17 protein-coding genes and 1 pseudogene are annotated in these 19,679 nt (G+C 59.5%); 7 read left to right on the top strand and 11 right to left on the bottom strand.

Features of this window, described 5'->3' with window-relative positions; translation table 11 throughout:
• Nucleotides 1-38: 38 nt before the first annotated feature.
• From PSJE_RS15275 to PSJE_RS15260, 4 genes are all read right to left on the bottom strand, one after another.
• Complete coding sequence (locus PSJE_RS15275; protein WP_090453362.1) at nucleotides 39-1,385, bottom strand: Fic family protein; 1,347 nt, start codon at nucleotides 1,383-1,385, stop codon at nucleotides 39-41.
• A 146-nt stretch (nucleotides 1,386-1,531) separates the two neighbouring features.
• Entirely contained in the window at nucleotides 1,532-1,807 is a 276-nt protein-coding gene (locus PSJE_RS15270) for a DUF6124 family protein (RefSeq protein WP_090453360.1), read from the bottom strand.
• A gap of 813 nt (nucleotides 1,808-2,620) precedes the next feature.
• A complete protein-coding gene (locus PSJE_RS15265) occupies nucleotides 2,621-5,686 on the bottom strand; it encodes an efflux RND transporter permease subunit (RefSeq protein ID WP_090453358.1) in 3,066 nt (1,021 codons plus the stop codon).
• A 6-nt stretch (nucleotides 5,687-5,692) separates the two neighbouring features.
• Nucleotides 5,693-6,793 carry an efflux RND transporter periplasmic adaptor subunit gene (locus PSJE_RS15260; RefSeq protein WP_090453356.1) on the bottom strand — a complete coding sequence of 367 codons (1,101 nt, stop codon included), beginning with the start codon at nucleotides 6,791-6,793 and terminating at the stop codon, nucleotides 5,693-5,695.
• A 93-nt stretch (nucleotides 6,794-6,886) separates the two neighbouring features.
• Here PSJE_RS15260 and PSJE_RS15255 point away from each other — a divergent pair, with 93 nt between their 5' ends.
• Nucleotides 6,887-7,525 (top strand): TetR/AcrR family transcriptional regulator, encoded by a 639-nt coding sequence (locus PSJE_RS15255; RefSeq protein WP_057716191.1) that lies wholly within the window; start codon nucleotides 6,887-6,889, stop codon nucleotides 7,523-7,525.
• A 112-nt stretch (nucleotides 7,526-7,637) separates the two neighbouring features.
• Here PSJE_RS15255 and PSJE_RS15250 read toward each other — a convergent pair whose 3' ends face one another.
• Entirely contained in the window at nucleotides 7,638-8,420 is a 783-nt protein-coding gene (locus PSJE_RS15250) for a class I SAM-dependent methyltransferase (protein WP_057716192.1), read from the bottom strand.
• A gap of 93 nt (nucleotides 8,421-8,513) precedes the next feature.
• On the opposite strand from PSJE_RS15250, the gene PSJE_RS15245 reads away from it, so the two are divergent.
• Nucleotides 8,514-9,134 carry an energy transducer TonB gene (locus tag PSJE_RS15245; RefSeq protein WP_090453354.1) on the top strand — a complete coding sequence of 207 codons (621 nt, stop codon included), beginning with the start codon at nucleotides 8,514-8,516 and terminating at the stop codon, nucleotides 9,132-9,134.
• 22 nt (nucleotides 9,135-9,156) lie between these two features.
• On the opposite strand, the gene PSJE_RS15240 is transcribed toward PSJE_RS15245, so the two are convergent.
• From PSJE_RS15240 to ppc, 6 genes are all read right to left on the bottom strand, one after another.
• Nucleotides 9,157-9,978 carry an isocitrate lyase/PEP mutase family protein gene (locus tag PSJE_RS15240; protein ID WP_090453352.1) on the bottom strand — a complete coding sequence of 274 codons (822 nt, stop codon included), beginning with the start codon at nucleotides 9,976-9,978 and terminating at the stop codon, nucleotides 9,157-9,159.
• Between the two features lie 34 nt (nucleotides 9,979-10,012).
• Nucleotides 10,013-10,873, bottom strand: a complete 861-nt coding sequence (locus PSJE_RS15235) for a DUF72 domain-containing protein (protein ID WP_090453350.1) — start codon at nucleotides 10,871-10,873, stop codon at nucleotides 10,013-10,015.
• Nucleotides 10,873-11,178 (bottom strand): hypothetical protein, encoded by a 306-nt coding sequence (locus tag PSJE_RS15230; RefSeq protein WP_057716196.1) that lies wholly within the window; start codon nucleotides 11,176-11,178, stop codon nucleotides 10,873-10,875. The genes PSJE_RS15235 and PSJE_RS15230 overlap by 1 nt, the downstream gene beginning before the upstream one ends.
• Before the next feature lie 255 nt (nucleotides 11,179-11,433).
• Nucleotides 11,434-12,108 (bottom strand): tRNA (adenosine(37)-N6)-threonylcarbamoyltransferase complex dimerization subunit type 1 TsaB, encoded by a 675-nt coding sequence (gene tsaB, locus PSJE_RS15225; protein WP_090453348.1) that lies wholly within the window; start codon nucleotides 12,106-12,108, stop codon nucleotides 11,434-11,436.
• Nucleotides 12,109-12,202: 94 nt separating this feature from the next.
• Entirely contained in the window at nucleotides 12,203-12,850 is a 648-nt protein-coding gene (adk, locus tag PSJE_RS15220) for an adenylate kinase (RefSeq protein ID WP_057716198.1), read from the bottom strand.
• A 288-nt stretch (nucleotides 12,851-13,138) separates the two neighbouring features.
• Complete coding sequence (gene ppc, locus PSJE_RS15215) at nucleotides 13,139-15,769, bottom strand: phosphoenolpyruvate carboxylase (protein ID WP_090453346.1); 2,631 nt, start codon at nucleotides 15,767-15,769, stop codon at nucleotides 13,139-13,141.
• A 202-nt stretch (nucleotides 15,770-15,971) separates the two neighbouring features.
• Here ppc and PSJE_RS15210 point away from each other — a divergent pair, with 202 nt between their 5' ends.
• The 5 genes and pseudogenes from PSJE_RS15210 to PSJE_RS32220 all read left to right on the top strand — a co-directional run.
• Nucleotides 15,972-16,316 (top strand): hypothetical protein, encoded by a 345-nt coding sequence (locus tag PSJE_RS15210; protein ID WP_008051389.1) that lies wholly within the window; start codon nucleotides 15,972-15,974, stop codon nucleotides 16,314-16,316.
• Nucleotides 16,317-16,632: 316 nt separating this feature from the next.
• Nucleotides 16,633-17,046 carry a DUF4398 domain-containing protein gene (locus PSJE_RS15205; RefSeq protein ID WP_090453344.1) on the top strand — a complete coding sequence of 138 codons (414 nt, stop codon included), beginning with the start codon at nucleotides 16,633-16,635 and terminating at the stop codon, nucleotides 17,044-17,046.
• Nucleotides 17,047-17,091: 45 nt separating this feature from the next.
• Complete coding sequence (gene lptF / locus PSJE_RS15200) at nucleotides 17,092-17,883, top strand: lipotoxin F family OmpA-related lipoprotein LptF (RefSeq protein ID WP_090453342.1); 792 nt, start codon at nucleotides 17,092-17,094, stop codon at nucleotides 17,881-17,883.
• 137 nt (nucleotides 17,884-18,020) lie between these two features.
• Nucleotides 18,021-19,430: a transposase gene (locus tag PSJE_RS30605; RefSeq protein ID WP_139212626.1), complete on the top strand. Its 1,410-nt coding sequence runs from the start codon at nucleotides 18,021-18,023 to the stop codon at nucleotides 19,428-19,430.
• Nucleotides 19,431-19,521: 91 nt separating this feature from the next.
• Nucleotides 19,522-19,608, top strand: a pseudogene (locus tag PSJE_RS32220) (OmpA family protein); the annotation flags it as partial.
• Nucleotides 19,609-19,679: the final 71 nt, after the last annotated feature.

Genomic DNA, 19,679 nt, shown 5'->3' with positions numbered 1-19,679 from the left:
CACAAAACCTGTGGGAGCAGGCTTGCTCCCACAAAGGTTCAGGCCGCTGATACGGGTCTTAGAAAGAACACCCACTCGCGCCCCATCTTGCGTTTCTCGAACAACTTCAACGCGACCAGCCCATTTAGCGTGGCTGATGCCGTGTTGTAAGAGCAACCCAGATTCTCCTTCACATTGACCGCCGTGAACTCCTTGGCCATTCCGCTTCTGGCCACTTGAAACAACGCCCGCTGTTTCTCGGTGAGCTGGTCGAGAAAACCACTTTCACGCAACCAGCAATCAAATTGCTCAGCATCGTCCAGACTTTTCCGATACGTCCCGGTAAAACTGCCCACAGCCCGCAACACCACCGAACACTGGAAATCGATGAAGTACGTCAGATCCTGCTCATCCGCCTCGGTATTCAAATACGATCGCCCGTACTTCAACGGCGCATTGCGCAACAAAACACTGATGGCGATGTAGCGAAACGCCGAGAAGTCATTTTTGAACATGAACCAGTAAAACAACGCACGCGCTACCCGACCGTTGCCGTCGCGAAAAGGATGCTCGTAACCCAAGACAAAATGCAGCGCGATGGCTTTGATCAATGGATGAAGGTAGTCCGCTTGATGAGGGTTGTTGTGGGGTTGATTGATCCACTTCGCCAGCCCCTGCAAACGTGACACGAGCCCTGTTGCAGGTGGTGGCGAATGCACGGTGTTGCCCTCGCCATCCTGGACTACGACGTCATCGTTGGTCCTGAATGCTCCAGGCGAGTACTGCGAATCGTCGATACCCTCGACGCCAACTCGATGCATGGCCGCAATCAGCTCAACGCTCAGTGGCTCGTAACGCTGCTCCCAGGCGAAGTTCATCATCTTGAAGTTACCGATGACCATTCGTTCATCCGGTGTGCGCGGCGAACGATGGCGCTTGAGCATGTCCTTGGCCACCCGCGTCGTGGTGGCCGCACCTTCGAGCTGGCTGCTGCTGATGGCCTCGTCTTCGATCAGATCATTGAGCAAATAGCTGAAATGAGCGCGCTCGCCAATCTGGCCGGTCATGTATTCCAGCACTGCGGTTGTCGCCTGACGATCCACTACGGAAATGGCTTTTTGCGCCTGAGGCGTCAGCATGAACTTCAGCCAGCACACCGGTTCACCCAATGGCAAAAGGCTCGAATACTGTGCAGTCCGCGCTTTCTTGACCAAGGCCCAGCACAGGTTCGAATCCAACCCGGGCGCCCAGCGGTAGCGCAATGAATCGAACGGCAGGTAACGCCCCTGATCGTCCAGGGGTTTGAGCAAGGCGAGGTACTCCGAAAGGCGTTCCTTGTGGGGCGATCGCAACAGCCGATCAAACACCGGATCGGTTCGGCCCCTCAATGTGGGTGGATTTTTCATGGCGCTGTCTCAAACATGCGTAAAACGGGCTCTGAGTACAACACCTGAGTTTTTCAGCCTCAATATCAGACGGGTCCGAGATAGATGTAGGAACAATGAAGGCCCGCTGGTTGGTTGGTATAGGTTCAGCGGGCTTCTTCCTTTGGCTATTGCTGCGGATCCAGCTGATCGAGGACCCGGTTCACTGATAGCTGCGCCAGGACGATCATCTGCTGAATGCCGAGTGCCAGATTGCAGGTGGGGCCGCTCAGGAAGGACGACAGTTCGGTTGCCATTACATTCGCAGAGGCGAGAGTTTCATAGGCATGGACCAGCAGGGTTTCGGAATCGACGTCTGGACGGATGGTGAAAATTGGGCAGGGGCGGTGTGACACTAGTTTTTCGGATTCAGAGGCAGAGGGATCTGGACTGTCTTTGATCATTGCGAAGCTCCCAAAGTAGGCGCCTAACATTTTGGCGGGCTTGCAGTCCCGATCACTGAATTGGCAGCGACAGGCAAAGGCTAGAGATCGTGCTTCTGACGGGCAAGCTGAAAGTCTTGTGGGAATGGTCTGAATGGTTGGCTTTGGCGATAAACATTGTCGACTGTAAGTCCGTCATCGCGAGCAGGCTCGCTCCTACAATTGAATCGGGTACATCTGTGAGGAATTGGTCGGCTGGCAGGCCGTCTTCGCGGGCAAGCCCGCTCCCACAATTTGACCGAGTACATTCGGTAGAAACAGGTCGGCTGTCAGGCCGCCTTCGCGAGCAGGCTCGCTCCCACAATGGGTCGGCGTACACCCACGGATTTTCACCACTCATCAGGTCGAGCGTTAGCTCGCCTGCAGCTTTTGATCTTGATCCACCCGCCCCCTCGGCAGACTGAGTGGAGGTGCTCATCCGGGGATGGGCGCGCAGCGCCGTTCGACGCAGTCGAACTCATTGCATGTAGGTCGAAGCGAAGCCGACCGGAGGGCAATGCCCCCGGATGAATACCGCAGCGAAGGAACCCCGAGCCTTGGCGAGGGGCCGGACGTTCGGGGCGAGCGCTTTTGGTTACTTTTAAGGCGCTTGTTAAAAGTGACTCGCCGTAAGGGCGAAACCGCCAGCCGCCGTTACCGCAACAACGGATATGTACACAGTCAACAAAATACAGGTCGACTGTCAGGCCGCCATCGCGAGCAAGCTCGCTCCCACAGGGGATCGCATTCACCCGCAAAAGTCTGGTCGGCCCGAAGGCCGCCACGGTCAAACCATCAAACCGACTCTTTGCGAACCCGAAACCAGGCCGCATAAAGGGCAGGCAAAAACAAAAGCGTCAACGCCGTAGCAACAATCAACCCCCCCATGATCGCCACCGCCATCGGCCCAAAGAACACACTGCGCGACAGAGGAATCATCGCCAACACCGCCGCCAGCGCCGTCAGCACAATCGGTCGGAACCGCCGCACCGTCGCCTCGATGATCGCCTGCCAAGGCTTGAGCCCCGCCGCAATATCCTGCTCGATCTGATCCACCAGAATCACCGAGTTACGCATGATCATCCCGGACAAGGCGATAGTCCCCAACATGGCCACGAAACCAAAGGGCTGGCGGAACACCAACAGAAACAGCGTCACCCCGATCAACCCCAGCGGCGCCGTCAGGAACACCATCGCCGTGCGCGAAAAACTTCGCAGCTGCAGCATCAGCAAGGTCAACACCACCACGATGAACAACGGCACGCCGGCCTTCACCGAGTTCTGTCCGCGCGCCGAGTCTTCCACCGTGCCGCCGACATCCAGCAAGTAGCCATCCGGCAGTTCGGCGCGAATCGGATCGAGGGTCGGCATGATCTGCTGCACCAGCGTCGCCGGTTGCTCCTTGCCATAGATGTCAGCGCGAACCGTCACGTTGGGCAGGCGGTTGCGGTGCCAGATGATGCCCTCCTCGAAGCCGTACTCCAGGGTCGCGATCTGCGACAGCGCGACACTGCGACCGTTATCGGTCGGTACCGCCAGGCTCGGCAACAATGACAACTCGGTGCGCTCATGCACGGTGCCGCGCAACAGGATCTCGATCAACTCGTTGTCTTCACGGTACTGGCTGACACTGGAACCGGTCAGGGAGCTTTGCAGGAACCTCGACAGGTTGGCCGTGCTCACGCCCAGCGCCCGCGCACGGTCCTGATCGATGTTCAGGTACACCACCTTGCTCGGCTCTTCCCAATCCAGGTGGACATTGACCACATGCGGGTTCTCGCGAACCTTGGCCGCGACCTTGCGCGCCAGCGCCCGCACCTCCTCGATGTGCTCCCCGGTCACGCGGAACTGCACCGGATAGCCAACCGGCGGACCGTTTTCCAGGCGCGTGACCCGCGAACGCAGAGCGGGAAATTGCTCGTTAAGGGTTGAAATCAACCAGGTGCGCAGGGCTTCCCGTTCTTCAATGGTTTTTGCCAGGACGACAAACTGGGCGAAGCTCGCAGCCGGCAGTTGCTGATCCAGCGGCAGGTAGAATCGTGGCGAACCGGTACCGACATAGGCCACGTAATTGTCGATCCCGGCCTTATCCTTGAGCAGTGCTTCGAGGCGTTTGACCTCGTCGGCGGTGTTACTCAGCGAAGCGCCTTCGGCCAGTTTCAGATCGACCATCAACTCCAGGCGACCCGATGCCGGGAAGAACTGCTGCGGCACAAACTTGAACAGCACGATGGAAGCGATGAACAACAGCACGGTCGCCAGGATCACCGTTTTGCGCCAGCGTACGCACCACTCCACCAGACGCCGGACGCGCTGATAAAACGGCGTGGCATAGGGATCGGGCTGGCCGGCACCATGTTTGGCGGCATGAATTTTCGCCAGGTCCGGCAGGAGTTTTTCCCCGAGGTACGGCACGAAGACCACCGCGGCCACCCACGACGCCAACAGCGCGATGGTGACCACCTCGAAGATCGAGCGGGTGTATTCGCCAGTGCCCGATTGCGCCGTGGCAATCGGCAGGAAGCCGGCCGCGGTGATCAGCGTACCGGTGAGCATCGGGAACGCGGTACTGGTCCAGGCATAACTCGCCGCTTTGACCCGGTCGAAGCCCTGCTCCATTTTGATCGCCATCATTTCCACGGCGATGATCGCGTCGTCCACCAGCAAACCCAGGGCCAGTACCAGCGCGCCGAGGGAGATCTTGTGCAGGCCGATGCCCAGGTAATACATGCACGCGAACGTCATCGCCAGCACCAGCGGAATCGCCAACGCCACCACCATGCCGGTGCGCACGCCAAGGGAGAAGAAGCTCACCAGCAACACAATGGCCAGCGCCTCGACCAACACTTGCACGAACTCACCAACACCGGTTTTCACCGCCGCCGGTTGGTCGGAGACTTTGCGCAACTCCATGCCGGCCGGGAGGTTTTTCTGTATGCGGGCGAACTCGATTTCCAGCGCCTTGCCCAGTACCAGGATGTCACCGCCGTTCTTCATTGCCACCGCCAGGCCGATGGCGTCTTGCGCCATGAAGCGCATGCGCGGCGCCGGTGGATCGTTGAAACCACGGCGCACGTCAGCCACGTCGGAGATGCGGAAGGTGCGATCACCGACCCGGATCGGGAAGTTCTTGATCTCGTCGACCGTTTGAAAATTCCCCGTCACCCGTAGCTGCAAGCGCTCGCTGCTGGTTTCGAAGAAACCTGCCGTCGACACCGCGTTCTGTTCTTCAAGGGCTTGCTGGACGACCGCCAGCGGCAAGCCGAGGGTGGCGAGCTTGACGTTGGAGAGTTCGATCCAGATTTTCTCGTCCTGCAACCCCAGCAGCTCGACCTTGCCCACATCCTTGACCCGTTGCAGCTGGATCTGGATGCGGTCGGCGTAATCCTTGAGCACGGCGTAGTCGAAGCCCTCGCCGCTCAGGGCGTAAATATTGCCGAAAGTGGTGCCGAATTCATCGTTGAAAAACGGTCCCTGAATCCCCGGCGGCAGGGTGTAACGGATGTCGTTGATCTTCTTGCGCACCTGATACCAGAGCTCCGGGATCTCCACTGAGTGCATGGAGTCGCGCGCAATGAAGGTCACCTGGGATTCGCCGGGGCGGGAGAACGACACGATGCGTTCGTATTCGCCGGTTTCCATCAGTTTCTTTTCGATGCGTTCGGTGACCTGGCGCGAGACTTCCTCGGCGGTCGCCCCCGGCCAGTTGGTGCGAATCACCATGGCCTTGAAGGTGAACGGCGGGTCCTCACTCTGGCCGAGTTTGGTGTAGGAAAGTGCGCCGACGATGGCCAGCAACAGCATCATGAACAGGACGATCTGGCGATTACGCAGCGCCCATTCGGAAACGTTGAAGCGCATCGGGGCTTACTCCTTGTCCGCCAGATTGACCACGCGATTGGAGCGATCCACCGGGCGCACCTGCTGCCCTTCGAGAAGCACATGAACACCGGCGGCCACCACCCAGTCGCTGGCGTTGAGCCCTTCAAGCACCGGTACGGTTTTCTCGCCGAAGGCACCGACCCGCACCGGGGTCCTTTGCAAGGTGTTGTTGGCGCGGACGACCCAGATATAAGTCACGCCGTTTTCCGCCGTCAGCGCAGACAGCGGAACGGACAGTGGAACCACGTCGGCGGCCTGCACGAACACTCGGGCGCTCTGGCCCAGTTCGACAGGCACAGTGCCGGTCTTGAAGGCGATACGCGCCGCGAAGGTACGCGACTTGGGGTCGGCTGAGGGCGACAATTCACGGATGCGCCCGGCGAGACGCTGGTCGGGCTGGGTCCAGAGTTCCACTGACACCGGCTCACCGACCTTGAAACGGCCGAAGTTCTGCTCCGGCAGGCTGATCAAGACTTCACGCTCGCCATCGGTGGCCAGTGTGAACACCGTTTGCCCGGCTGCCACGACTTGCCCGACTTCCACCAGGCGCTTGGCCACGACGCCGTCCTGCGGCGCACGCAACACGGCGTAGCTGGCCTGGTTATTGGAAACGTTGAATTCGGCTTTGATTTGCTTGAGGCGCGCTTCACCGGAACGGTAGAGGTTTTCGGCGTTGTCGTATTGCGAACGACTGACCAGTTGGCGCTCCATCAGGGTCTTGTAGCGATCACGCTCGGATCGCACCAGGTTCAGATTGGCTTCGGCGGCTGCGACCTGGGCGCGAGTGGCCTCCAGTTGCAGGCGCACGTCCTGGGGATCGAGCTCCGCCAAGGGTTGATCGGCCTTGACCCGCTGCCCCTCCTCGACCAGTCGTCGGCTGACTTTGCCGCCGATGCGGAACGCCAGATCCGGCTCATACCGCGCGCGAACTTCACCGGGATAGCTTTCCATGGCCTGTGCCGAAGGCTCTGGCTGGACCACCATGGCCGGGCGCACGCTGACTTGCGGCGCCTCTTCATGACCACACGCAGACAATAAAAAAGCCAGGGTGACTGGCAACGCGAGGGACAAGGCATAGCGGAACATGGTGAAGGACCTTTCGCTAATGGTGCTTTGAATAATTATACTGAGCAGTATGTTATTAATAGCAAACTCACCAGTCCAGTAATAAAAACGAATATGCCAAACAATCTTTCAGCACCCAATGGCCCAGGCAGACCCAAGGACCTGGTCAAGCGCCAGGCAATTCTCGATGCAGCGAAAGTGCTGTTTCTGAGTAAGGGTTATGCCAATACCAGCATGGATGCCGTCGCGGCCGAGGCCGGTGTGTCGAAGCTGACGGTCTATAGCCACTTCAACGACAAGGAGACGCTGTTCTCCTCCGCCGTGATGGCCAAGTGCGAGGAACAGTTGCCACCGCTGTTCTTCGAACTGCCGGAAGGCGTGGCCGTGGAAACCGTGCTGCTGAACATCGCGCGCGGTTTTCATCAACTGATCAACAGTGATGAATCAGTGAACCTGCACCGCTTGATGATGACCCTGGGCAGCCAGGATCCGAAACTCGCGCAAATCTTCTTCGAGGCCGGGCCGCAGCGCATGCTGCATGGCATGGAGCGCCTGCTGAGCAAGATCGACGAAAGTGGCGTGCTGCGTATCGACAAGCCGCACAACGCGGCCGAGCACTTCTTCTGCCTGCTCAAGGGCGCCGGAAATTTCCGTTTGCTGTATGGCTGCGGCGAGCCGCCGGTTGGCGAAGAGGCGGAGAGCCATGTGCGGGAGGTGGTGGGGTTGTTTATGCGGGCTTATCGGCCTGAGTGAGCCTGATGGATTGTTCGTGTCTGGACTGACGCCATCGCGAGCAAGCTCGCTCCCACAAGGTTTTCACCGTACCTGTGGGAGCGAGCTTGCTCGCGATTGGGGCGACTCGGTCCTACGGCTTGAGCGCCTTCTTCGGATAAATGTCATACCGACTGGATTTGCCATCCAGCGCATGACTCGGCTTCGGCCCTTCAATGCAAGGCGCCTTGCGCGGGCGCTTGACCACCACCCTGTGGCTGGCCAGGGCCAACGCGGCCTCGAGCAATGCCGGCGCATCCGGATCATCGCCCACCAGCGGCCGGAACAGGCGCATTTCCTTCTTCACCAGCGCGGTTTTCTCGCGGTGCGGGAACATCGGGTCGAGGTAGATCACCTGGGGCGGTTCGCCCTCCCAGTTGCGCATGACCTCGATCGAATTGCCCTTGAGCAAGCGCATGCGCGCCACGATCGGCGCCACGTCGAAATCTTCCGCGCCACGGGCCAGGCCGTCTTCCAGCAAGGCACCGATCAGCGGCTGACGCTCGATCAGGCTCATCTCGCAACCGAGGCTGGCCAGCACGAACGCATCCTTGCCCAGCCCCGCCGTGGCATCCAGCACCCGCGGGCGCACGCCTTGGGCGACGCCAACAGCCTTGGCGATCATCTGCCCGCTGCCGCCGCCGTACAGTCGGCGATGGGCCGCACCACCCTCGACGAAGTCCACCCGCACCGGCCCCGGCGCATCCGGCCCCAGCTGTTGCAGCTGCAAGCCCATGTCACCCACCTGCAAGGCAAATTCGCCGTCCGCTACTTGCATTGGCAGGCCCAGGCGCTCGGCCCATTGCTCGGCTTGTGGCTCGAAAGCCGCGTCGAGGGCCTGGACATGGATGCGGCAGGCCGCAGGTTGATCAATCATCGGAAAACACGCTCAAAAAATTAATGATCGGCAAAAACTGCCGATAACAAAACTATCGAGCATTTTGCCAGAGCTGAGCGTCTACCGAGAGAAATGTCAGACATTCAACCCACAATCACAGGTTTTATCTCGCCCTACGGCGACTACAACCTGCGAAACACCCAGGCACTGAGCGGCGTCAGCCACATCTGGCAGGATTTCTTTGCCCGAGCGCTGGCCGAACAGCCGGGTGAAGTGCTACCTGAGTCTCTGAATTTTCCACCGGTCGATCTCGAAAGTCCTGTTGAACCCACGGTCGGCAGCGACCTGCTGGCCCACATCGTGTCCCAGCGTGAATGCGACGTGAAGGACAACGTAATCCGCCCGCCCGAGCCGCTGTTCCTGCCGATTGCCGAATTCGAAATGGACCTGGCCGACAAGCCGTTCCCACCGTTCCCGGCAGACGAAATCGTCGCCCAGCAAAAACAGCAGGACTTCGAAAGCGGCTGGGTTCGCCCGATCGTATTGAACGCCGGTCAACCGCTGCCAGAAGCTGGCCCTGCCCCGCAACCGCGTCCGCTGCACCTGCCCATCGCCGAGTTCGAACTCGAGCTGCTCGACAAGCTGTTCCCGCCGTTCTCGCCAGAAGAACGGGTGGAGCAGCAGAAACAACTCGATTTCGACAATGGCTGGGCGCGCCCGATCATCCTGCAGAACCTGCGCATCGCCGCCTGATCCTCAGCCGCGCCCTCTTCCCTTAACCTTTGAAAAACTGATTTGCCTTCTGATACGGCATCGACCGGGACGTGAAACCGAACGTGCCTGAGGTCTGGATTTCTTCGGCGGCGCGGAAGAATTCGCCATAGGCCGCCAAGGCCAGCGCCGAACCGACGCTGATACGTTTGACGCCCATTTCACCCAACTGCGCGACCGTCAGCTTCAAGCCGCCCGACATCAACACATTCACCGGTTTTGGCGCCACGGCGCGCACCACCGCCAGCACATCCTCGGCACTGCGCAGGCCCGGTGCGTAGAGCACATCGGCACCGGCCTCGGCGAATGCCTGCAAACGGCGGATGGTGTCGGCCAGATCGGGATTGCCGTGCAGAAAGTTTTCCGCCCGGGCAGTCAATGTAAAGTCGAACGGCAGACTGCGAGCGGCAGCCACAGCGGCTTCGATGCGCGCCACGGCATGTTCGAAACAGTAGATCGGACCTTCTTCGCGGCCGGTGGCATCTTCGATCGAACCGCCGACCGCTCCGACCTCTGCCGCGCGCAAGATACTTTTGGCGCAATCAGCCGGGTTGTCGGCAAAACCGTTTTCCAGGTCGACGGCAACCGGCAGGTCGGTGGCGGCGACAATCGCCTGAACGTTCATCAAGGTATCGTCGAGGGTCAATCCGCCATCGGCACGCCCCTGGGAAAAGGCATAACCGGCACTGGTAGTCGCCAGCGCCTCGAAGCCGAGGCTGGCAAGCATTTTTGCCGAACCGGCATCCCACGGATTGGGAATCACAAATGCCCCGGGGCGTTCGTGAAGGGCTTTGAACGCCTGGGCTCGAAGGGTTTGCGCATCCATTGGGCAGGCTCCTGAAGAGGGGAAAGAATCCGCCTCAGAGCAGGCCAAGTTGCTCGGCGACGGGTTCTCTGTATAGCTCAGGCAGCGCCGGCAAGCCAGGCAAACGCAGCATCAGCCGGGCGTGAAAACGCTGCGCCAGTTTCGCGGCCAGCAGGTTGTCGGCCGTGTGCAGGAAGATATACGGCGTACGACCTTCTTCGATCCATAGCGTGATTTTCTCGACCCATGGTTCCAGGAACGTATCGTTGGCCTCGAGCGTCGGATGGCCGATAAAACGCACCTGCGGAAATTGCGTGAATGCCGCCGGTCGCGGCGGCACACGGGGTTTCTTCGACTGGGCGTGGAGCACCGAAGGCTCGGTCGAGGTGCAACTGAACAGCGCACGGGGATCGAGACAGATGCGTTCGACACCGCGATCCAGCAGCAGCCGGTTGAGCATTCGTTCGCTGTCACCCTTGGCGAAAAACTCGTCATGCCGCACTTCAACGGCCAGTGGTCGCTGCAGGGCATCGATAAACCCGGCCAGCTCAGGCAAACGTTGGGGCGTGAAGCTTTTCGACAACTGCAACCAAAGTGGCGACACCCGTTCACCCAGAGGGCCGAGCAATTGCAGGAAGGTTTCGGCGGCGGTCAGTTGCTCGCGCAGATCGCCACCGTGGCTGATCTCGCCGGGAAACTTGGCGGTGAAGCGAAAATGTTCGGGCATGGTTTCGGCCCAACGCTGCACGGTGCTGGCAGCCGGGCTCGCGTAGAAGGTCGTGTTGCCTTCCACGGCATTGAAAACCTGGCAATAGAGATCAAGAAAATCGGCGGGTTTGGCGTCCGGCGGATACAGGTAGTCGCGCCAGGCGTTTTCGCTCCAGGATGGGCAACCGAGGTAATACGGCAGCAACATCAGATGTACAGGTCGAGACCCAGCACATCCGCTTCCCAATCGACGAAACCGGCGGTGCTCAGGTAGCTGGCCAGAGCTGTCGCCACGCTTTTGCTCATGGCACGGTGGTAAATCATGTCTTGCTGACGAGCGGGAAGATTGCTCAGTTTTTGCGCAGAGGCTTTGGCGGCACGGGCAGCCAGTTGCTCTTCAGTCGGGAATTCCAGCTCGCCTTCGATATCAATGGCGTCGTCTTCCACCACGCGGCCTTTGCGGGGTTTGCGCTTGATGGGGTAGGACTGAGAGGAAACGCCGTCTATACGCATAAGTGCATACTCGGAATCAGTGATGGCAGTTTAGTGGCGCAAAATCCACTTCGCAAACCGCCGAGTGATAACTAGAACACATAAAAGGCAAAAGGTTTAAAAGCCGGATTAGAAAATGACGATTGGCTGCGTCCGATAGATCGCCATCGCGGGCAAGCCCGCTCCCACAGGGTCTTCGGTGCTCCAGACATTGAGTCCAACACAAAACCTGTGGGAGCGAGCTTGCTCGCGATGGGAGCACCCCGGTCCAGTAGATTACCGCGCCTTGGGCGTTGCCACTTTATCGCGCAGATACACCGGCTGCGCCTCATCGGACACGATCGCCTCGCCGCGCGCCCAGGCAAATCGCGCCAGTGTCAGCAAGTCTTGCGCGTGGGGCAACATGCCAGCGTCCTGCCCGCTCAGGCTGACGGCGATACGCTCGCCATAGCCCCAACCGGTGCCTGCGCCGAACCATTCGCCGCCAGCATCGGCCGGCAATGCAGCGGACTCCGGCGGCAGTACCGCTTCCGCCCCCACCAGGCGCATTTCCCCGGCCGTTTCGCGGTAGCAACCCCAATACACTTCATCCATGCGCGCATCGATGGCGGCGGCGACCTGCGTGGCGCCGTGTTCGCGCAGCGCACGTTGCGCCAGCACGGCCAGGTTCGACACCGGCAGCACCGGGCGATCCAGGGCAAACGCCAGGCCTTGCACCACGCCGATGGCGATGCGCACACCGGTGAAGGCGCCCGGGCCACGGCCGAACGCAATGGCATCGACCGCTTGCAGCGTGGTGCCCGCATCGGCCAGCAATTGCTTGATCATCGGCAACAGCTTCTGCGCGTGCAGGCGCGGGATCACCTCGTAATGGCTCGTGACCTTGCCGTCATGCAGCAAGGCAACGGAGCAAGCTTCAGTCGCGGTGTCCAGGGCCAGCAAGGTGCTCATCGATGTATCCACAAGAGAGATCAGAAAAAAGTGCGTCAGTATAAACAACTACGGCCCGCAAGCGGGCCGTGGATGATGCAGCGGGTCAGACTTTTCAGCTCAGGGCTGCAAGCACCTTGGCGGTGATCGCTTCAACCGAGCCGACGCCTTCGATGTGGCTGTACTTCGGCTTGCCATTGGCAGCCGACAGCTTCTGGTAGAAGTCCACCAGCGGCTTGGTCTGGGAGTGGTAGACCGACAGGCGATGACGCACGGTTTCTTCGGTGTCGTCCTTGCGCTGTACCAGCTCTTCACCGGTGACGTCGTCAATACCAGCCACTTTCGGCGGATTGTAGACGATGTGATACACGCGACCGCTGGCTTCGTGAACACGGCGACCGGCGATACGCTGGACGATTTCTTCGTCTTCAACGGCGATTTCAACCACGGCATCGAGCTCGACGCCTGCAGTCACCAGTGCTTCAGCCTGGGGAATGGTGCGCGGGAAGCCATCGAACAGGAAACCGTTGGCGCAGTCGGACTGGGCGATACGGTCCTTGACCAGTGCGATGATCAGGTCATCGGACACCAGGCCACCGGCATCCATGATGCTCTTGGCCTTGATGCCCAGCTCGGTGCCGGCCTTGACCGCTGCACGCAACATGTCGCCGGTGGAGATTTGCGGAATGCCGAATTTTTCGGTGATGAACTGTGCCTGAGTACCTTTACCGGCCCCGGGAGCTCCCAGCAGAATGACGCGCATCGATGTGCTCCTCAATTTTTTATATGGATAACGTCAGATTCGCCTCGTGGGGCCAATCTCAAAAATAGGGTCGTGACCGCCCAAACGGTCAAAGGCTGATCAAGATACACAGCAGGCTGCGCCCACACAAGACGCCAAAAGTCGGAGAAACCGCTGCCTCCTGCGACCATTGCGCACAGTTTCCCAAGTCGCAACCCCGTCATTAACTGTCGCCTGGCAGCACTTTTGCACCCGTCAAACGGCGGCATCCGGCTCACCTGCCGGATGCCTGACCCCATGGCAAAGACCTTAGCCGGTGTTGCGCAAACCGGCGGCAATCCCCGCCACAGACACCAGCAAGGCCTGTTCTACCGGGCTGCCCTGCGCCACGTCCTGCACTCTTGAACGGGCCAGCAACTCGGCCTGCAATAGATGAAGCGGGTCGAGGTAGGTGTTGCGCAAGCGGATGAACTCAAGGGTCGCTGGGCTATGTGCCAGTAGCTGCGACTGCCCGGTCAGGCCAAGAACGATGGTGCACGCCTGCGACAATAGGTCGCGTAAGTGCGCACCCAATGGCAACAGATTCGGCTCTACCAGACGCTCATCGTAGGACTGTGCAATGTCGGCATCGGCCTTGGCCAGGACCATTTCCAGCATGTCGATGCGGGTGCGGAAGAACGGCCACTGCTCGCGCATTTGCCCCAGCAGTTCGCCTTCGCCACGCTCCAGCGCCTTGCTCAGGGCCGCTTCCCAACCCAGCCAGGCCGGCAGCATCAGGCGCGTCTGGGTCCAGCCGAAAATCCATGGGATCGCCCGCAGGCTTTCGATCCCCCCGGCCCGGCGCTTGGCCGGACGACTGCCCAGCGGCAAACGGCCGAGCTCCTGCTCCGGCGTGGACTGGCGGAAGTACTCCACGAACTGCGGGTTTTCCCGCACCACGGCGCGGTAGGCGCTGACACCGTCTGCGGCCAACTCGTCCATCAAATGGCGCCACTCGGGCGTAGGTGGCGGCGGAGGCAGCAAGGTCGCCTCAAGCACGGCGGCCAGGTACAGATTGAGGTTTTGCTCGGCGATGTCCGGCAGGCCGAATTTGAATCGAATCATTTCTCCCTGTTCGGTGGTGCGGAAACGCCCCGCCACCGAACCCGGTGGCTGCGACAGGATCGCCGCGTGGGCCGGGCCGCCGCCACGCCCTACCGTGCCGCCGCGACCGTGGAACAACAGCAGCTCGACTTGTTGCTCGCGGCAGATATCCACCAATCGCTCTTGCGCCCGGTACTGCGCCCAGGCCGCCGCGGTGGTGCCGGCGTCCTTGGCCGAGTCGGAGTAGCCGATCATCACTTCCTGCGGCCCTTGCAGGCGCGCGCGATAGCCCGGCAACAGCAGCAGCTTCTCGATCACCGGCCCCGCGTTGTCGAGGTCGGCCAGGGTTTCGAACAGCGGCACCACACGCATCGGCCGCAACACGCCGGACTCTTTGAGCAGCAATTGCACGGCGAGTACATCGGAAGCCGCACCGGCCATGGAAATCACATAGGAACCGAGGGATGCAGGCGGCGCAGCGGCGATTTCCCGGCAGGTCGCCAGCACCTCGGCGGTGTCGGCGCAAGGTTTGAAGTAGTTCGGCAACAAGGGCCGACGATTGCTCAATTCGCGCATCAGGAAGGCGATGCGCTCCTCCTCGCTCCAGTCCTCGTAGCGTCCCAGGCCGAGGTAGTCGGTGATTTCGGTCATCGCGGCGGTGTGCCGCGACGAGTCCTGGCGCACATCCAGACGAACCAGGAACAGACCGAATGTCACTGCCCGACGCAGGCAATCGAGCAACGGCCCATCGGCGATCACGCCCATGCCGCACTCGTGCAGGGAGTGGTAGCAAAGCTCCAGTGGATCGAGCAGTTCGCGGTTGTCCTGCAGCACATCGATCGGTGCCGGCGCGGACGTCGACAAGGCGGCATGTGCCCAGTTACGCGTTGCCCGCAGGCGTTCGCGCAGGTGTTTGAGCACTGCCCGGTACGGCTCGGCGCTGTCTCCCGCCCTGGCTTTCAATTCATCGCTGGCCTGCTGCATCGACAGCTCAGCGGCCAGGCGATCGACATCGCGCAGGTACAAATCGGCCGCCATCCAGCGCGCCAACAGTAAAACCTCTCGGGTCACCGCCGCCGTCACGTTCGGGTTGCCGTCGCGGTCGCCGCCCATCCACGAGGCAAAGCGAATCGGTGCCGCCTCCAGTGGCAGGCGCAGGCCGGTGGCGGCGTACAGGGCCTGATCGGCCTTGCGCAGATAATTGGGAATGGCCTGCCACAGCGAATGCTCGATCACCGCGAAACCCCACTTGGCTTCGTCCACCGGCGTCGGGCGCGTGCGGCGGATCTCCTCGGTGTGCCAGGCTTCGGCGATCAGGCGTTGCAAGGTGGTCTTGATCTGCTCGCGCTCGGTACTGGTCAGATCACGGTGATCCTGAGCCGCCAGTTGCGCGGCGATGGCGTCGTACTTCTGGATCAGTGTGCGGCGTGCGACTTCGGTAGGGTGCGCCGTGAGTACCAGCTCGATCTCCAGCCGACCCAGTTGCCGGGCCAGCGCGTCGGCGCCATGCCCTTCGGCGCGCAGGCGCGCGAGCAACTCCGGCAGCACCCGGGCTTCGAACGGCGCCTCTTGAGATTCCTCGCGACGGTGAATCAACTGATATTGCTCGGCGATGTTGGCCAGGTTGAGGAACTGATTGAACGCCCGCGCCACCGGCAGCAACTCGTCTTCGGTCAACTGGTTGAGGCTGGCGCTGAGCTCGGCGTCCATGGAGCCACGCCGGTCAGCCTTGGCGCCTTTGCGGATCTGCTCGATCTTGTCGAGAAAACCGTCGCCATATTGTTCACGAATGGTGTTGCCCAACAGCTCACCCAACAGGTGAACGTCCTCGCGCAAGCGTGCATCAATATCGGTCATCAGCAGGTCTCCAGCAAAAAATCCGGGCGGCTAAGAAACAAGAGAGTGCCGCCCCAGACAGGTTCTTACAAGCAAGACGACGAAGGGACTGTAAACCTTGCCTGTTGAGGCTAGTCTGAACGGTAAGCCGTACAACGGTTGTCGCCGGCCAATGCCGGACACTCACTCTGCCTGCCACGAGCGGGAGCGCAATGAGGTCAATATGAAAATCCGCGAGCTTGCCCACCACTGGGAAGAAAACGCCAAGGGTCGCCTGACCGACACCGGCTACTCGATTCATCTGGACGTGGAGTCTGCCGCACGCCTGGCCGCGCTCGTCGAGATGTATCCCAAGCGGCATCCTGAAGAACTGCTCGGCGATCTGATCGGCGCCGCACTGGAAGAGCTGGAAAGAAGCTTCCCGTACGTCAAAGGCACCACCGTTGTCGCCACCGATGAAGAAGGCGATCCGCTGTACGAAGACATTGGGCCGACCCCGCGCTTTCTGGCGCTGTCCCGTCGGCATTTGCACGATTTGTCGGTGCCCGACGACAAACAGAAACACTGATTTACTCCCCGCACTCCTCCCTATGTGGGAGCGAGCCTGCTCGCGATGGGCGTTAACGAAACCGCGTGATGACTGATTAAACGCGGCGTAGTGAAGTCCATCGCGAGCAGGCTCGCTCCCACAAGTATGCGATTTAGAGCCCTGTCGATTCGTTCACGGTTTTTTCAATAGCTGACTAATTTCTCTGAACTTTCAAAAAAAGCCTCGGGTCAACCCAAGTAACCACGCCTGGGACGAGCGTTTCAAAATACCCCGCAATTGATGGTTTCAGCGCCCTGCCCAGGGTGGACTTCGACGTTTTTCAGGAACTGGCCCAATGGAGTTGAAGACCATGAAAACCCGAATCGGAAGTCCCTCATTCACCTGTTCGCGTAGCCTCAGACTGGCGGCGTTGGCCCTGGGCAGCAGCCTGGTCCTGGCCGGCTGCGCCGGTAACCCGCCGACCGAGCAGTACGCTGTCACCCAATCGGCCGTCAACGACGCCGTGAGCGCCGGCGGCACCGAGTTCGCCGCCGTGGAAATGAAGTCGGCCCAGGACAAGCTCAAGCAAGCCGAAATCGCCATGCACGACAAAAAATACGACCAGGCCCGGATGCTCGCCGAACAGGCCGAGTGGGACGCTCGCGTGGCCGAGCGCAAGGCCCAGGCGATGAAGGCCGAACAATCAGTGAAGGACGCGCAGAAAGGCGTTCAGGAATTGCGTCAGGAAAGCCAGCGCACCGTTCAGTAAGCGGCGCGGCACCACGCATTCCCACTCGACTAAAAGGACGAAATCATGAAATCCAATCAATTGATGATCCGTGCCCTGCTGGCTGTCACCGTAACCCTGGCAGCCTGCTCCACACCACCGAACGCCAACCTCGAACAGGCCCGCACCAACTACACCGGCCTGCAAACCGATCCGCAAGCGGCCAAGGTTGCGGCCCTGGAAACCAAGGAAGCCAGCGACTATCTGGACAAGGCCGATAAGGCCTACAGGGACAAGGAGGACGTGACCACGGTCGACCAGCTTGCCTATTTGACCAACCAGCGCGTCGAAGTGGCCAAGCAGACCATCGCCCTGCGCACCGCCGAGGCCAGCCTGAAAGATGCCTCGGCGCAACGGGCTCAGGCGCGCCTTGACGCCCGTGATCAGCAGATCAAACAGTTGAAGGACAGCCTCAACGCCAGGCAGACCGATCGCGGGACACTGGTGACCTTCGGTGATGTGCTGTTCGCCACCGACAAGGCCGAGCTGAAATCCAACGGCCTGGCGAACATCAACAAACTGGCGCAGTACCTACAGGAAAACCCCGAGCGCAAAGTGATTGTCGAGGGCTATACCGACAGCACCGGTACGGCATCGCACAACCAGTCGCTGTCGGAACGTCGCGCGGGTTCCGTGCGTGCGGCACTGGTGAAGATGGGCGTTGATCCTGCGCGTATCGTCGCCCAGGGTTACGGCAAGGAGTATCCGGTGGCGGATAACAGCAGCACTTCGGGCCGGGCGATGAACCGTCGGGTGGAGGTGACGATTTCCAACGATAACCAACCGGTGATTCCGCGTTCGGCGGTTAGCTCGAACTGAGGCAAGATGCTTTATCGCAAAAAAACCGCCTTTAAGGCGGTTTTTTTTGCGCCACTAATCGCTACTGTCATTTCTGACAGTAGCGAGATTCCTGAAACTAAATTATGAAGAACCTTCAGAACTTAGAGGAAGGAATCATGAAACTGAAAGCCGCACTCTTGTGGGCGTGCATGATCGTAGTTCAAGTGGCTGGCGCACAATCGAAACACCAAATGAACGATGACGCCATTCCAACCAACCTTCCTTTGCCACAAGCAGGTGTTAACCAGCGACCTGTCGTTGGAGAAAGAAAGGTATTGCTAGTAGCAACTCACTGGCAGGGCAGTGGCGAAATCGACATGCAAAAACTTTATGCTGAAACAGCCTCGGAACAACCAGGCTCTATCGGTGATTACATACGACAAGCTTCAATGGGCAAACTGACTTTAAAATGGACGACACTCACCGCCAGAATTGCCGAACCATATCCCGGAAATTTTAACATCACCATGCAACGCGTTATGGAGGCAGCCAAGCAGCAGGGCTATGATCCAAAGCTATACGATTACTTTTTTATCTTCATGAGGGAGGCGATTGGAGGCGAAGCCCAAATGCCGGGAAACAGGTTGATTGTGGGCGGGTCGGGTTATGGCCATTTTATATGGGCACATGAGTTCGGACATAACCTCGGATTCAACCACGGAAAAATCTACACGAAATGCCGGCAAACAAATGACACCGTTTTTGCTCCCGATCATTGCGAGGTCATCAACCCCATCCCCTACACCAAAACCCCTACCGATTCAGGTGATCCAGTGAACAGCGGCATGGGGCTCTTCCCAGCAAACTACCGCTGGTATGCCGGTTGGCTGGATAAATCGCAGGCAGCTGTAATCGAGCGCTCAGGCCTATATCGCCTGGGTGTACTGGGCCAAAGTGGACCGCAACTTTATCTCATCAATCGTACCGGTTTGACTCCTAGTCAAATCGCCCTGGAATTTCGCAAACCCACCCATTACGATAATTTCCCACCAACCGATAATCGAGCTAACGGTGTTTGGGTGAGATACACAACCACAGACAGGGTTGTAACTAACATTCAGCTCGATGCGACTCCAGAATCAGCCACGACCGTTGACCCTGCCCTGCAACCCGGTAAAGTTTTGAAGGATGACACAGCAGGTATTACTGTCCGTGTATGCACAACATCGGCAGATGGGGCGACAGTTGCCATTGCAATCAATGGCGAGACAAGTCCACCTTGCCCCGTAATTGGACTACCATTACTACCACCAGGTATTCAAACTCCTGCCTCCGGAGCACCAGCCACTCCAAATCCCGTTACATTTCAAGGCACCAGTATCCCAGGGGCTGGGATAACCCTTTCCTATACAATGAGTTCTAAAAACAGCAAGTCGAGTATTGAAACAACTACTGCAGACGCTACTGGAGTTTGGCGGATAACGCTACCGTCACTTCCGCCTGGAATATTTAACGCGGGTGTAATCCAAGAAGCTGGCAATAGCACATCGCTGATAAACTTTCGCTGGTTTGAAGTAGCGCGATGACTATTTTACTTTTCTCACCGGCACCGGGTTGATGGCACTGAAGGAGGACGGTGTTGATTTAACCTGCACCGTCACCCAGCACCTCGAACCGGCGATGCACCGTCGGGTGGAGGTGACGATTTCCAACGATAACCAACCGGTGATTCCGCGTTCGGCGGTTAGCTCTTACACCCAGTAATTTGCCTCAATGCAAAACCTGTGGGAGCGAGCTTGCTCGCGATGAGGCCATAACATTCAACATCCATGTTG

It is taken from the genome of Pseudomonas jessenii (assembly GCF_002236115.1).
GTDB classification, from domain to species: domain Bacteria; phylum Pseudomonadota; class Gammaproteobacteria; order Pseudomonadales; family Pseudomonadaceae; genus Aquipseudomonas; species Aquipseudomonas jessenii.
Note: the sequence above shows the minus strand (reverse complement) of the source record. Positions and strands in the feature narration are given on the sequence as shown.